The sequence below is a fragment of the Pseudoalteromonas sp. TB51 genome (assembly GCF_000498055.1).
Classification (GTDB): Bacteria; Pseudomonadota; Gammaproteobacteria; order Enterobacterales; family Alteromonadaceae; genus Pseudoalteromonas; species Pseudoalteromonas atlantica.
On the sequence record NZ_AUTO01000109.1, the window covers coordinates 1 to 15320 of the forward strand.

Genomic DNA, 15320 nt, shown 5'->3' on the forward strand with positions numbered 1-15320 from the left:
GAGCCGATTGCACCGCTGCAGGTTTGCCTAATTTAAACATAATTGCATCGCGCACCTCAGAAGGGCGGTAGCCTGATTTTACTTTCATACGAATATGTGGAATGCCAGCGGATTCTAAAGCGCCGTTTACAAACCAGTCGCGCTGCGCTTTGTGGCCATCTTTATTGGCGTTGTTAACTAAATCGACCGCTGCCACTATCGTCATTTTTTCTTTATCTACCAGCACAAAATCGAGCTGCTTATTTTTAGCTTTAGCTAAAGCTGCACGTTTTGATTTAGCTGAGAGGCCTTGCTTGCAGTCGATTACATCGATGAGTTTGACGCGGCTCACAATTTTGTATTGATCGCCTACCGCACGCTCTAAAAGATTTAAAAATGCACCCTCAACCTGTGTAAACACGGTTTGTTTGCGGGTAAAAGGATAGGGATTGCCGCCATCATCACTAAATTTTGACGCAACCACAGAGGCCCCAACCACTAATACTAAAATTGATAATAAAGCGAATTCCATACGGTAACTCCATAACAACAAATTGACACTGCTTAAGTAAAGCAATTTACGTGCCTAAAAATTGGTTGTTATGGCTAATTACCGTATGTATTTATTATTAATGCAGCATGGCTGCTAGGCTTTGTAACCGCCCTCAATTCCTTTAACGGCAATCGCGACTGCATCATGCGCATGGAGTGATTCATAATGATTAATTTGCAGCCAGTAATCACTAAAGTTATCGTTTTCAAGAACCGCTTTAATTTTACGTGCAGCGTCTTCACAAAACATTAAATTTTGACCGTTAAGGCGGGCAAATTCTTGCTCATCTTCACGTTTTACTGCCGCTTGTACGGGGGTTTTTAGCTCAGCTTCTAATGTATCAATTAAATTTACTACGTCAAATTCACTAATTGTGTTGTCTAGCTTTACTTTAACGTTTGCAATTGAACGCTGTGAGTGAGGCGTTGCCACAATACCCTGCGTTGTACCTAGCCATGCTAAAACATCTTTTTGATTAAGTGTTTCTTGATTAAACTTTTCGCTAAAAGCATTTTGAATAAGTTGGCGAGCAAGTGCTGCAGAGCATGGACAGGTTGATGAATAAGTAACATCCACGCTTAGCTCGTAGCTAATTACGCTATTTTCAATAGTGCTGGTTAGGGTAATTGGGTAGCTTTTCCAACCTGCTTTACCGCTTAATAACGATTTACGACGCAGCGGTAACTCAAATTTAAACTCTATTTGGGCTTTGTCACTTAATCCTTCGTGGCTGGAGATAAAGGTATCGAGTGCTTGAGCTAAAGTTTGTGGGTTAACTTGTTGCTCTGTTGAGAGTAAATCAAGCGCTAAAAATAAACGTGACATATGAATGCCTTTAGCGTCTTCTTTATGCAAATTAACAAAGGCACGCGCTTTTGCGTTAACGGTAACGGGTGCTAAATCTTTCGATTCAAAAATAAATGGCAGTTCGATTTCGCCCATACCAACCCAGTCTAACTTACCTGTTTGTAAGGCGGGAGCCGTATCAGCTATATCGGGCATGTTGGTTTGCATGTGCGCTACTCGTTATTGGTCATAATAAAGCGCAGCATTTTACACTAAATAATTTATTGCTGAAATGATGAGTTTAACAGTAGGCAAAAGTAAACATGAAAATTTTCTGTTTTTGTCGCACAACATGAATATAGCTAATAGAAAAATGCTAAAATCTGCTGCAAAATGCGTTTGACTATTAATAGGCACTTTTTATTTATGCCTAGTAACGAGATACACTGACCTATGACCGATTCTTCTTTGAGCCCTTGGGCTCGAGTACTTTCTAGTTTAATAACTCGCTTTGGTGAGTTAAAAACCGCGGCAATGTGCTACGCGCTTTTATTAGGCGTGTCGCTTATATTGTCGAGTATGTTTTATTATGTGGCACTGGGTGAGGTTAATTTAGTTGATATTTTAGCTGTGGTATTTTTTACCGCGGTTGTATCTCCCTTTATGATCAGTATTTTACTCAACTCGATTAGACAATTAGATGCCTCATACGCTTATTTAGACAGCGCCACAAAACAAGAAAAGCTGTTAAATCAAACATTAAAAGATAATATCAATCGCCTCAACATTGAAATAGATGAGCGAAAAATGGCTTTTCATGCCAAGCATCGCGCCATTGAAGAGCTTCGCCGCGAAATAGCAGAGCGTAAAAAAACACAACAAGAACTTGCTCAGCAAGGCATGCTCCTTCGCTCTATTGTCGACTCTTCTCCCGATTTATTTTATTACCGAGATAACAACGGCGTGTTTGCCGGCTGTAATAAAATGTTTGAAGAGGTTATGGGCAAAACCAGCGCTGAACTAATTGGTAAAACAGTGGAGCAGATTTTCCCTAGCTACTTTTTAGCAGAAGTACTCAGAACCGATAAACAAGTCGAGCAAACGCATCAAGCGCTTACAATTGATGTTGAATATATGGTTAATGGTGAAAACCGTTGGTTTGAGCTGCGTAAATTACCGTTTATAAACGATCAAGGTGACTACATAGGTTTGCTTGCATTTGGCCGTGATATAACCAGCCGTAAAGAAGCAGCACAAGCGCTTGAAACAGCCTATAAGGATAAAGGTAAGTTTATAGCAACGCTTAGTCATGAGCTGCGCACGCCATTAAATGGCATTGTAGGTTTAACCCGCATGCTGCTTGATACAGAGCTTAATAAGCAGCAACGCAGTTGGTGTAATACGGTGTTTTCGAGCGCTGAAACCTTAGGTAATATTTTTAACGATATTATAGATTTAGATAAAATAGACCGAGAGCAGTTAGATATAGCAACCGACTCTATTAACGTTTCAGACTTTATTAACGATGTAGTGAACTTTGCCGGTTTAATTGCTGAACAAAAAGAGCTTGAATTTTCAATTGAGCGAAATGGCACATTAGATGTTTATGCACTCCTAGACCCAACGCGTTTACGCCAAGTGGTATGGAACTTAATTAATAATGCCGTTAAGTTTACCCAGCATGGCGAGGTAAAACTCACATGTAGCCGAGAAGAGCGTAACGATGGACCGTGGCTTGAACTTAAAATATCAGACACAGGGCAGGGGATCCCAGAGGATCAACTCTCGCGCATATTTGATATGTACTACAAAGCCCCAGATTTAAGCGGTAAAAACGCGATTGGCTCAGGCATTGGTTTAGCCGTAACCAAAGCGTTGGTCAGTGCAATGAAAGGCACCATTTCGGTAACCAGTACAGAAGGGGAAGGCAGCTGCTTTACAGTACACATACCGCTTAGCTTATGTGTAGCGCCTACCGAACAAAGCTATGCCGGTAGAGGTTTATATATTTTACTTGTAGAGGATGTACCATTAAATGCCGAAATTGCGACTAACCTGTTAGAGCAGCGCGGCCATGAAGTAATTTGGGCCGAAACGGGTGAAGATGCACTCTCGTTTGTAGAAACCGAAGACGAGCTAGATTTAGTACTACTTGATATGCAACTGCCCGATATAAATGGTGATGAGGTGGCAAGACAAATACGTGCCGATAGCCATTTTGATAAATTACCTATCGTTGCGCTTACAGCGAATGTACGTAGCGCCGAAGAAGACTTAGAAGGCATTTCGGTGCAAGGGGCGCTTGCTAAACCGATTAATACAATAAAGCTTGATAAAATGCTGGCTGATTTATTTGATATTCAACAAAGTGAATCAGACAAACCGCTGCTAACGGTAAGTAAAGAAGCGCTTGAGGGTATTAATGCAGGTGTGCTTGATGTTGAAACCATTGAAGACTTTGTAAACTCTATGGGGCTTGAAGTATTTAAGCGCAGCAGTGGTTTATTTGAAAAACTAAACCCGCAATATCAGCAAGAGCTGCAAAGCGCGTTAAATGAAAGCGACAGGGAAGAGTACAAATCGGTGGCGCATAAGCTTAAAGGTGCTGCGGGCTCTGTAGGATTAAACGACGTACAGTTACATGCTAAAAAGATGGAACACGGTGCGCTTGATGAATCAGATGAAGTACTAAAAGAATGGTTAGATATATTGGCAGATAAAATAAATGAAGGACAAATTGCCCTTCATTCGTTTTTACAATTATTAGAGTAAGCGGTTTACTCTAATTAAGCGTCGATTTTACCAATAAAGCGGTAACCTTCACCATGGATGGTGCTGATTAGCTCAGAAGTAGAATTATCACTTTCGAAGTGCTTACGAATACGACGAATCGTTACATCTACTGTACGGTCATTAGCGCGAAGCTCACGGCCAGTCATATGCTTAATAAGTTGCTCACGGCTAAAAATACGCCCTGGAGAATCAAGCATTAAACGCAACGCTCTGTATTCACCTTTAGGTAAACGCTTAGCATCACCATTTGGTGACGTTAAACAACGGCTGTTTTCGTCAAGTTCCCAACCGTTAAATGTAATTACACCGTTGGTTTCTAGCACTGACTCTTCGCCGCCTAGCGCTGTACGGGTAATTAAGTTGCGAGCGCGTATAGTCAATTCACGAGGGTTAAAAGGTTTAGTGATGTAATCATCAGCACCAATTTCTAAACCTAAAATACGGTCTACATCGTTATCACGGCCGGTTAAAAAGATTAAACCGACTTTACGTTTTTGGCGTAATTCACGTGCTAAAATTAGCCCGTTTTTACCCGGTAGGTTGATGTCCATAACTACAAGATTGACGTCATCATTATTTGTAAGCTTGTCATGCATATCATCGCCATCAATGGCTTCAATAACTTTGTAACCTTCAGCTTCAAATAAACTCACGAGGTTTAGTCGAGTTACGTCTTCATCCTCTACGATTAGAATGACTGGCGTTTGCATTATTAATTAACCTTTTTGGAATATTTTATTTACAAAAAATCGAATCTTAACTAAATAATTCGATTACTAGAGATTATAGGATTATACCCAAATGTTAACAAGAAAAAACAAGTTGGATAAAAATAAAACAGTAGGGGTGTTCCAAACTAACCAAAAGGCATTGTGCAAAAACTACTGTTTAATGATATATAACGGATGCAGCTTTTTGAATTATGAAAACGAAGCCATTTCCTTTAATAATTGATACATCCACCAATCGCTTAAAGGTACTAAAAATAATCGCGCAAATTCAAAACGGAATTATATCATTTTATAACCTTTCATCAATGTATGTGATACTGCAAAAGCAATAAAGTTCAGAAATTGTATCGCTTAATTATTAGATCAAGTTAAATAATTAAACATGAAATATCACATGCTCTCTCTATAAGGTCATTAAATGGTAATTCAAGTAAAAAGCGTAAATAAATACTCTTTTTTTAAACACTTTTTATGGAATTGTAATAACAAAGCGTACGCCGGGTTTCGCATCTAGGTCATACAGTATATGCCCACCTAGTGCTTGGGTTACCAAGTTGTACACTAAGTGCATGCCTAAACCACTTGCCCCTTGGCCTCGCTTAGAGGTTACAAATGGGTCAAATATCCTGTTTTTGACATTTTTATCAACGCCTTGGCCGTTATCTGTGTAGATTATTTTTATTTGTGGGCCTGTTATTTCTATATCAAACTTAATTTCGTTATTTTCGCTATTGCTAAAACCATGAATGGCAGAGTTTAAAATAAGCTGTTGGAATATTTGTTGTAGTGGCTCAGATTTACTCTCAATGGTTAAATCACTCGGACAATTGATCACAACGTTAGGCTTTGACTTTATTAACTCTGATTGAATCGACATTAACACATCAGATATTAACCTATGGATGTTTACATGGGTTTTAATCCCATCATCTTGAATTACAGCTACCTTTTTAAAGTTAGAGATAAGGTCGGCCGCACGGTTTAGGTTTCTATAAATTAAATCAAGGTTTTCGATACCTTCGTCAATAAAGCGTTTTAATTGGTTAGAAGTTAGAGACTTATTATCAAAACTAAGCTGAATATCGGCAAGTTTATCGCGCAGCAAGGTTGAGCCAGTAATACCTAGGCCAATTGGGGTGTTAACCTCATGGGCTACGCCGGCTACCATTTGCCCTAAAGATGCCATTTTTTCGTTTTCTACTATTTGTTCTTGGTATTGGTGCATTCGCTCAAGGGTAGAAAGCAGCTCTTGGTTTGCTTCACGCAGGGCTATTGTTCTTTGGCTTACCTTTTCTTCTAAGCTTTGGTTGAGTTGTTTAATCTCTAGTTTGTCTTTTTCATGACGTTCTATTTGCTTACGGGTGCGAGTAAGCATGATATTTAAGCTGTTTGATAAGGCTGTAACCTCTTTTACGCTGGTGCTTGGTGCGCGTACGTCATAGTTATGATTTTTTGATACGTCTTGTAGCAATACACTTAAGTGTTCAATAGGGTTAGCGATACTTTTTTGTGTTTTTATCGCTATAAAGTACACAAAAAACAAAATAAACAGGGTAAGGAAAATATCTATAATAATTTTTTGTTTTATAAATTCATCTAGGCTTTCTAAACTACCACGCATGTAAACGTAACCCACCACCTGCTCGTTATTAAGCACAGGTGTTATTAGCTCAATGTAGTTGTTGGTCGCTCTTGGCTCGTTAAGCTCTTTAATGCTGTCTACGCGCAGCGGAACAGGTGGGGTTTTTTTAGCATTAAAGCTAATAAAAAATACAGGTTTACTCGATGTTTTCTCTATTGCGTAAATATGAATGTTTTTAACAAGGGGGATTTTATCAAACGACTTTAGGCGTTTTTCTTCTGTTTTTCTGTCGTCTTTTACCAATGAATCTGCGGCATCAAAAGCAACAATATCGGAAAGGATCACGAGCTTGTTTATGATCAGTTCCTTTTGTTCTTTTACACTCATATAAGTGGAAATTGAAACCGATAAAGTTAAACAAATAGCAGTGATAAGCATGATGGTGTTGATCAGCGCTTTTCGAATACTTTTTTGATGTACTTTTTTTGGCATTATTGCTGCATCGCCTAAGCATGAATATTTATATTTAGAACTTTAGTTTAGCAAAAACCATAGAAAGTGAAGGGAAATAGTGAAATTAATTCTGATATTTATTCGAAAGTTAGGCTAAGTATTAATTACACTTAGCCTAACTAAGTATAATTAGTTAGCTACTGTAAACGGCAAATTTGTTATTTTTGTACACAGTGTGGAAGCTACCAAACTGCGCCTCTAAAATTGGCGGGTATTTTAAAAAGCTATTAGCCACTATGCTTAGCTTTCCTACCTTGGTTAAGTGCTGCTTAGCATTTGATAAAAATGCTTCAGCAATTGTGTAGTCGGTCGCTATGCCAGTATGAAAAGGCGGGTTACTAACTATTAAATCAAACTTGCCGCTAATACTTTTTAAGCCATCACTTAAAATTGTGCCGCCTTTAATATTATTAAGCTTTAATGTTTGCTCAGTAGCATAAGTTGCAAGTGCGCTCACATCGCTGCAAGTAAAAGTCAGTGCTGGGTTTTTAATACCTAAAAAAGTGGCTATTAAGCCTGCGCCACAGCCAAAATCCAGTACATTACCTTGTTTAGTGGTAGGGGCATTTTCTAGTAGCATTTTTGTGCCAGCATCTAAAGCGCCGTGGTTAAATACACCCGGAACACTGATAGCATCAAACTCTACTCCTGCTACATTTATTCTAAACGTTTTATGGTAGCGGCTAATCTCAAAGGTTGGGTTGTTCTCTAGTTGCTCAAATGAGAACAAAATACAATGCTTAGCAGAGTCAATTTTATTACTGTGCTGCGCTTTGCCCGCGAGCTGTTTTTCTATCGACTTAACGCCACTTTTATTTTCGCCTACCACAAGTAGCTGTGCTTTTTCGTTAATAACGGCGCGAATATTATCAAGTGCCATTAATACTTCAGGCTTTGATTTTGGGTAGTAAAGAATGACTAAATCGTAATCGTTGGCGGCCATTTCATGGTTAACACACACGTTTATGCCATTTATTTTTTTAGCAAATTCCCCATTAGCATGGTTATAACTAAATGCGGTGATGGCACTTTGAGGATTTAGCTGCTTTAGCTCTGCTAAAAAGCCATCTTGAACAAAGTTGACCACCAAGATAGATTTTCCCACTAGTTCTTCGCTATTACGAAGTAACAGTAAACTTGGGTTGGTTAATATGCTCATAAATGGCTTTGCCTTACAAATTATTGATTAGTAAATTGGTGTAATTATTTTGTGCGCTCAAACATTAAGTCCCATACGCCGTGACCTAAACGGTGGCCGCGCTGTTCAAACTTAGTTAGCGGGCGCGAATCAGGGCGAGGTACGTAGTCGTTGGTAGATGACTGATTTTTATAGCCTGGCGCTGCTTGCATAACTTCTAGCATGTGCTCGGCGTAGTTTTCCCAGTCAGTAGCCATATGAAAAACACCGCCAATTTTTAATTTGGTACGCAGTTTTTCAGCAAATTCTGTTTGCACTATACGGCGTTTATGATGACGCTTTTTATGCCATGGATCAGGGAAGAATAATTGCAGCGTTGTTAAGCTTTCATCTGCAAGGCAGTCAGCGAGTACTTCTACCGCATCGTGTTCAAATACACGTAAATTAGTAACACCGGCTTCATCTGCATCCATTAAACATGCGCCAACGCCTGGGCGATGTACTTCAATACCAATAAAGTTTAGGTGCGGTGCATTTTTCGCCATTTCAACTAATGACTTGCCCATACCAAAACCAATTTCTAATACTACATCATTGTTATTGCCAAATACTTGGGCTAAATCGAGTAGGCCGTTTTTATGCTCAAGCCCCATAGTTGGCCAGCATTTTTCAATTGCGGCAGCTTGGCCTTTAGTTAAGCGGCCTTCGCGTTTTACAAAACTGCGAATTGTGCGGATATATTTACCTTCTTGCTTAGCTTGCTCAAGGTTGTTGTTACTTGATTCACTCATATTATTGGCCTGACAAAAACAATGTGTTTAAAAATGGTTGCGTATTATCCCTGACCACGCAGCTAATCACAAGTATTAGCGTGTTATAGCGCCTTCATAGCTTGATCTTTTTATTAACTGCAATAGACTGAGCCGCTATTGAGCATGAGTAAAAGTAGTATATGTTGGATTTAAATAAACAGCAGTCAGACAAATTTGCTAACCAAGTGGTTCAGTGGTATCACCTTCATGGGCGTAAAACACTGCCTTGGCAACTAGGTAAAACACCTTATAAAGTGTGGGTGTCAGAAGTAATGTTACAGCAAACGCAAGTTGTTACGGTTATTCCATACTTTGAAAAGTTTATGGCAAGCTTCCCTGATATCATAGCTTTAGCAAATGCAGATGAAGATTTAGTGCTGCATCATTGGACTGGCTTAGGTTACTACGCACGGGCACGTAACTTACATAAAACGGCCAAAATAGTGCGAGATAAATACCAAGGTAAATTTCCAACTACACTTGAGGAAGTCATGGATTTACCCGGAATAGGGCGCTCTACCGCAGGTGCGGTATTATCGCTGTCGCTTGGCCAGCACCACCCTATTTTAGATGGTAATGTTAAGCGAGTGCTTGCCCGTTATTTTATGGTTGAAGGGTGGTATGGGGTAAAAAAAGTAGAAAACCAACTTTGGCATTTGTCTACCCAGTTAACCCCTAAAAACAATGTGACTGAGTTTAATCAAGCCATGATGGACTTGGGCGCCAGCCTTTGCTCTCGCAGTCGCTTTGATTGCCAAGCGTGCCCACTTAATAGCGATTGCGGTGCGTTTAATGCCGGTAAAGTAAAAGAGTTTCCTCATTCTAAACCTAAAAAAGCGGTGCCTAAAAAGAGTTGTCACCAATTAATTATTCAGCATGACGAGAAAGTTTTAATGGAAAAACGCCCAAGTAGCGGTATTTGGGGCGGTCTGTTTGGCTTTTTTGAGTTTAACGAATACAGCGAAATGGTTTTATTTTTAAATCAGCAAGGCTTAAAAACCGAGCTGGAAGAGCTAACGCCTTTTACTCATGTGTTTTCGCATTTTGAGCTGACAATAAATCCACATGTGCTTAATATTAATAACGTACCGGATGTAGTAAACGATAAACAACTTGTGTGGTACCCACTCGATCAATCTATAGAGGTGGGTTTAGCCGCACCGACTAAAAAGTTGGTTAAACAAATGAGCCCAATAGGTTAAACTATTAGCATTTAGCGCTTAAGAGAGTCAATTATGGCACGTACAGTATTTTGTCAAAAGTTACAAAAAGAAGCCGAAGGGCTTGGATTTCAGTTATACCCTGGTGAACTAGGCGAGAAAATTTTTAATAATATTTCTAAAGAAGCATGGGGCCAGTGGCAGCATAAGCAAACTATGCTAATTAACGAAAAGCATTTAAATATGATGGACCCAGAGCACCGTACGTTTTTAGAAGAGCAAATGGTTGGCTTTTTGTTTGAAGACAAAGACGTAGAAATTGAAGGTTATCGACCTCCTGAAAAGTAATTTTTAGGCATAAAAAAAGGGCTATATAGCCCTTTTTTTATAGCTATATTTTATAGTGTTTCTTCATCAGTATTCGCTGAGCGCACTTGCTCTTTTAAAAACTGCGCAGCTTTAGAATATTCAATTTCAAGGGTATCTCTTTGCGCTATTAGCTCATCAGTATCAAGCTCTGCATTTCGACATTTCTCTTCAAACTCATCTGCACATTGTGCAACGGCCTCTGCACCAATAGTTTTAGAGATAGCCTTGAGCTGATGACAAGCACTGCTTATCTCGTCTCTGTCATTAACCATAACGCCGGAATTAATGCTTTTAATTAGGCTTTGGCTTTGCTCTAAAAACATTTTGAAAAAGCGTAATTGTTTGGCTTTGTCGCCGTTTACATAAGTAGATACCGCGTCCATATTAATAGGCATGGCAGGCTTTTGATGAATAACAACAGTTTGGTCTTTATTATGCTTATCATACCAACGCTTTAAGGTATCTTCTAAGGCATTAAGCTCTATAGGCTTAGTAATAAAGTCATTAATACCTACCGCCAGGCAACGCTCTTTTTCACCTTTGAGCGCATTGGCAGTAACCGCAATAATATAAGGCTGAGCGTCTATAGAGTCTAACAACTCGGCTTCATCACGAATTTTTTCAACCATATCGTAACCTGACATTTTTGGCATATGTAAGTCGGTTAATATGAGCGAGTAATTGTTTTGACGCCACATATCTAAACCTTCTTCACCGTTATTTGCCACTTCAACGCCATAGCCAAGTATATGCAGTTGGTCGGTTAAAACTTGCTGGTTTAGTAAGTTATCTTCTACTAATAAAATGAGTTTATTGGCATCGCGTGCTTGTTCAACATTTAAATAATTGTTGAGTGTTTTTGTTTTTTTAATTTGTTTAGGTTGATGCAAGCCTGCTGCTACCAATATCGACATCATAAAGTTAGATTTACACAGCGGTGAGGCATTAATATAAAATACATTTTTATGGTTTATAGCGGCTTCATCAAGCTTACTTAATACCACTACTTGTTGATTATTATCTTCAAGTGAGTAAATAAGACGACGCAGTAAAGAGTTAACTTTTTCCATATCATCTATGCCATCGACAACCCAGATAATATCGTGCTGCTCTTGTTGAGCTTCTATTTCTTGCTGGTTGTGCACGTAGGTAATTTTAGCGCCCATAAATGACAAATAGCGGTACATTGCTTTTTCGCGCTCTAAATGATTACTCACTACCACTACATGTTTGCCATTGAGCGCATTTTTATGTGCGTACTTAATTTTTCCTGAGGTACCAAATGGAAGCTCAACGGTAAATTCGCTACCAATGCCTGCATGGCTAGTTACATTAATAGTACCGAGCATAAGCTCGGTTAAACTTTTACAAATAGAAAGCCCTAAACCAGTGCCGCCGTATTCACGGGTAATTGAGTTTTCGGCTTGCACAAACGGGTTAAATATTTCTCGCAGTTGCGCTTGGGTCATGCCCTTGCCGTTATCGGTTACGCAAAAACGCAGCGTAAAATGATCCGCCGTATTATGGGCCACTTCTACCGATATTTTTACGTGCCCTTGGCGTTTATCATCAGTACTGGTGAACTTGATAGCATTACTACAAAGGTTATACAGTACTTGGCGAACCCGTATTGTATCGCCAGTTAAATTAGTTGGAATATCTGGCGCAATAGAAAGCTCTAAATCTAATTTGCGCTTTTTAGCAACAGATGAAAGCACGCGAGCCACTTCTTCAATCGTATCAGTAACTGAAAAAGGCGTAGGGTCAATATTTAGCTTACCCGCTTCAATTTTAGAGAAGTCTAAAATATCATCCAAAATACTTAATAGTGAAAACGCTGACTCACGGATAATAGTACTTAAACGATGCTGCGCGCCATCAAGCTCTGTTTGTCTTAATAAATCTATAGTGCCAATAACGCCGTTCATAGGCGTGCGAATTTCATGGCTCATAGTGGCTAAAAAGGTCGTTTTAGTTTCGCTAGCGCGTTGTGCTTTTAATGTCGCTTGCTCTAATGCAATTGTTCTTTGTTGTACTTCGCTCTCAAGGCCTGTTTGTAATTTTTGAAGCTCTTTTTGCGCAGCCTCTTTTTCAGACATTACCGAGTTAACTTTATCTAGCAGCAAGTTTATGTTTATAGCCACGCCAGATAAGCCTAGGTCTAGTTTTTCACTTACTTTACTGTCGTAATTGCCATTTTCGGTAATCGCTTGAAGTTCTTCATTTAACAAATGACTACTTTTACGTAAGCGAGTATTTATATAGGTATTAAATAGTAGGGCTAATGCAAATAAGGCAAACACGCTTACAATTGCAATAATGTAGGCTATTACTTGCGAGTCTTGCTGCGTTAAAGGCGGTGCTGGTAACTGTTGTTTTATTATTAGCTCACCAATAGGCTGGTCGTTCAAAAGCAATATATGATGCAATATACCTTGCTCAGTTAAATGCTCATCTACTTTTTTAGACTCGATAGCGGGTTTAGTGCTGCTATATACAAGTTGGGTTTCTGATGTGGCATTAAAGCGATAGAGCGTATATTCAAACTCATCATCTAATACTGAGGTAAGCTCAAGTAGCTGGCGAACCTTGCCTTGCCCATACATAGTAAGTGCATCTACCATTGGTAAATCAAGTTGCTGTGCTAGCTGCGTAATACTTACTTTTTGTTTGGCTGCTGGTGCAGGTTGTGTGTTTTGCGAATAAAACGCAAAGGCAACAATAGCAAGCGCTGTTACTGCAATATTAATTATTAAAAAAAGCGGCAGTAAGCCTTTCACCGGCGAAGAGAATTTACTCTGCATTGATTGTTCCCATTGGTATTTGTTTGTACGATAAGCCCTTATCGTATTTTCACAGTAATCGTATCATTTACGTAAAATAATTCACTACGTTTTTAGTCTGGTTTAATTGATTAAATTAAGGTTTTTTGTGAGTTTTTGTTGGATAAATAAACATTAGTCTATAAAAACTCGCTTTGTTGTGTGAAAACCGTTCAAACAGTTATAAAGAGTAAAAAAAAAGTTGACTTGTAAGGGCAAAACTCGTTTAATACGCCGCACGCCCAGATGGCTCAGTCGATAGCGCTGAGTGGGAATTGCATTAAAAATCATTTATGATTTTTAATTAGCACTGTTAAAGTGCCTCGATAGCTCAGTTGGTAGAGCAGAGGATTGAAAATCCTCGTGTCCCTGGTTCGATTCCGGGTCGAGGCACCATTTATTAAAGTAGTGGTGTTTAATCAATAGTTTAAACGTTATTACGCGTGCCTTAGCACACAGTTTAGTGTGCCGACTTAGCTCAGCTGGTAGAGCAACTGACTTGTAATCAGTAGGTCAACCGTTCGACTCGGTTAGTCGGCACCATTTATTCAAATTAAATGTTTTAAATATTTAATTGCACAGTTTTTGTGCCTCGATAGCTCAGTTGGTAGAGCAGAGGATTGAAAATCCTCGTGTCCCTGGTTCGATTCCGGGTCGAGGCACCATTTACTTTAAGTTCTCAATCTTTAAAATTGAACGTGCCTTAGCACACAGTTTAGTGTGCCGACTTAGCTCAGCTGGTAGAGCAACTGACTTGTAATCAGTAGGTCAACCGTTCGACTCGGTTAGTCGGCACCATTTATTTTAGTAATTTGAAAAGAGCACTGTAATCAGTAGTCTATTTAAGTTACCCGTCGACTCGGTTAGTTGGCACCATTTATTTAAATTAAATGTTTTAAACATTTAATTGCACTGTTTAAGTGCCTCGATAGCTCAGTTGGTAGAGCAGAGGATTGAAAATCCTCGTGTCCCTGGTTCGATTCCGGGTCGAGGCACCATTTATATTAAAGCCCTGCATACACATGCAGGGCTTTTTTTTGCTTAAAATTTATTATGGACAAAACAGTCCATATTAATTGGGTATATCCTCTCTTTTTCTCCCTTGTTTGCATGCGCATAATTACCTCATCAAAAGGTTAGGTGCTGTTATTACTCACTCCATTTACTCACTCAATATGATTGATTTAAGTAATAAAGTGCAGGGTACCTTTAGCCTTAATAATGCCAATCCGTAATAATACTTTAATCATTTTGCGGGGCTAAACGTGTCGCTACCGGCGCTAAAAATTCTCATTTAGAACAACTAAATAGCGAATTTTTTTGCCTAGCTATCAACATGTTTTTCAAGCCTCAAAATAGATCACTTAATTAAGCGTATTGGTATCAGTAATTTAAAGCTGGAGCTAATTATGATCACGCAAATTGTTAAGTTTGAAATTAAAGATGAGCACATCGCACAATTTAAAGCGCTACTAGAAGAAGACAAGCAAGGCGCTAAAGCCGAAACAGGTCTTATAGAGATGCGTTTATATCAGGATAAAAACGAGCCAGGCGTCTTTTTTGCTTATGAGCGTTTTGAAGATCAAAATGCAGTTGATTACCATGGCGCACAAGATTACACACAAACGTTATTAAGTGCGTTGCCTGAAATCAGCCAATCGGCGCCACAGGTCATGTTATTAGAAGATACAGTGCCAGCTCCGCTGCATGAGCGTAATACAAAAGTTGTTAACCCTGAAGATGATATATGTATTGTGTTTTTTATTTTTAAGATTAAGCCAAGTTTTAAAAATAAAGTCATTGAGCGTTTCGCAACTCATGTAACGCAAACGCGCAGCCAGGAGCCTGGTAACTTAGTGTTTGATTTATATAGTATTGAAAATAACGACGATACATTAGTTGTTTATGAACATTGGCGCAGTGAATCTGCGTTGTGGGATATTCACTTTAAACAGCCGTACGCAGTAAAAACAAGCGAATTATTAGCGCAAGCAGTTGTTGGCGATATGCAGCAATATATGAGCTTCGTTAAAGAAATTTAAAGGCTTGTGTTTAACAGCATTACTTACCCCATTTAGCAAA

11 protein-coding genes and 5 tRNA genes are annotated in these 15320 nt (G+C 39.1%); 9 read left to right on the forward strand and 7 right to left on the reverse strand.

Annotation, left to right across the window (positions count from 1 at the left end; all coding sequences use genetic code 11):
- Together L650_RS0105350 and folE2 are read right to left on the reverse strand one after the other, a co-directional pair.
- Window positions 1-511 (reverse strand): DUF2726 domain-containing protein (locus tag L650_RS0105350; protein WP_029772451.1); only part of this gene is annotated, 511 nt, incomplete at its 3' end.
- A 114-nt stretch (window positions 512-625) separates the two neighbouring features.
- Entirely contained in the window at window positions 626-1546 is a 921-nt protein-coding gene (gene folE2, locus L650_RS0105355; RefSeq protein ID WP_029772452.1) for a GTP cyclohydrolase FolE2, read from the reverse strand.
- A gap of 225 nt (window positions 1547-1771) precedes the next feature.
- Between folE2 and arcB the strand changes: the two genes are divergently transcribed.
- On the forward strand, window positions 1772-4090 hold the full coding sequence (gene arcB, locus L650_RS0105360) for an aerobic respiration two-component sensor histidine kinase ArcB (RefSeq protein ID WP_029772453.1): 2319 nt from the start codon (window positions 1772-1774) through the stop codon (window positions 4088-4090).
- Between the two features lie 14 nt (window positions 4091-4104).
- On the opposite strand, the gene arcA is transcribed toward arcB, so the two are convergent.
- The 4 genes from arcA to trmB all read right to left on the reverse strand — a co-directional run bounded on the left by arcA (window position 4105) and on the right by trmB (window position 8866).
- On the reverse strand, window positions 4105-4821 hold the full coding sequence (arcA, locus tag L650_RS0105365) for a two-component system response regulator ArcA (RefSeq protein ID WP_004587530.1): 717 nt from the start codon (window positions 4819-4821) through the stop codon (window positions 4105-4107).
- A 490-nt stretch (window positions 4822-5311) separates the two neighbouring features.
- The gene (locus tag L650_RS0105370; RefSeq protein WP_029772454.1) at window positions 5312-6916 is read right to left on the reverse strand and encodes a sensor histidine kinase; all 1605 of its coding nucleotides are present in this window, start codon (window positions 6914-6916) and stop codon (window positions 5312-5314) included.
- Between the two features lie 154 nt (window positions 6917-7070).
- On the reverse strand, window positions 7071-8096 hold the full coding sequence (locus L650_RS0105375) for a methyltransferase (protein WP_029772455.1): 1026 nt from the start codon (window positions 8094-8096) through the stop codon (window positions 7071-7073).
- A gap of 44 nt (window positions 8097-8140) precedes the next feature.
- Window positions 8141-8866, reverse strand: a complete 726-nt coding sequence (trmB, locus tag L650_RS0105380; RefSeq protein WP_024031613.1) for a tRNA (guanosine(46)-N7)-methyltransferase TrmB — start codon at window positions 8864-8866, stop codon at window positions 8141-8143.
- Window positions 8867-9027: 161 nt separating this feature from the next.
- Here trmB and mutY point away from each other — a divergent pair, with 161 nt between their 5' ends.
- Together mutY and L650_RS0105390 are read left to right on the forward strand one after the other, a co-directional pair.
- Entirely contained in the window at window positions 9028-10089 is a 1062-nt protein-coding gene (mutY, locus tag L650_RS0105385; RefSeq protein ID WP_029772456.1) for an A/G-specific adenine glycosylase, read from the forward strand.
- A gap of 33 nt (window positions 10090-10122) precedes the next feature.
- Window positions 10123-10395, forward strand: coding sequence for an oxidative damage protection protein (locus tag L650_RS0105390; protein WP_004587535.1), 273 nt, complete (start codon window positions 10123-10125; stop codon window positions 10393-10395).
- Window positions 10396-10445: 50 nt separating this feature from the next.
- On the opposite strand, the gene L650_RS0105395 is transcribed toward L650_RS0105390, so the two are convergent.
- Window positions 10446-13220, reverse strand: a complete 2775-nt coding sequence (locus L650_RS0105395) for a hybrid sensor histidine kinase/response regulator (protein ID WP_029772457.1) — start codon at window positions 13218-13220, stop codon at window positions 10446-10448.
- Window positions 13221-13558: 338 nt separating this feature from the next.
- Here L650_RS0105395 and L650_RS0105400 point away from each other — a divergent pair.
- The 6 genes from L650_RS0105400 (at window position 13559) to L650_RS0105425 (ending at window position 15280) form a co-directional block, all read left to right on the forward strand.
- A tRNA-Phe gene (locus L650_RS0105400) sits at window positions 13559-13634 on the forward strand.
- 71 nt (window positions 13635-13705) lie between these two features.
- Window positions 13706-13781 (forward strand) — tRNA-Thr (locus tag L650_RS0105405).
- A gap of 46 nt (window positions 13782-13827) precedes the next feature.
- Window positions 13828-13903 (forward strand) — tRNA-Phe (locus L650_RS0105410).
- A gap of 57 nt (window positions 13904-13960) precedes the next feature.
- A tRNA-Thr gene (locus L650_RS0105415) sits at window positions 13961-14036 on the forward strand.
- 124 nt (window positions 14037-14160) lie between these two features.
- A tRNA-Phe gene (locus tag L650_RS0105420) sits at window positions 14161-14236 on the forward strand.
- 411 nt (window positions 14237-14647) lie between these two features.
- Window positions 14648-15280: a putative quinol monooxygenase gene (locus L650_RS0105425; RefSeq protein ID WP_029772458.1), complete on the forward strand. Its 633-nt coding sequence runs from the start codon at window positions 14648-14650 to the stop codon at window positions 15278-15280.
- Window positions 15281-15320 lie beyond the last annotated feature (40 nt).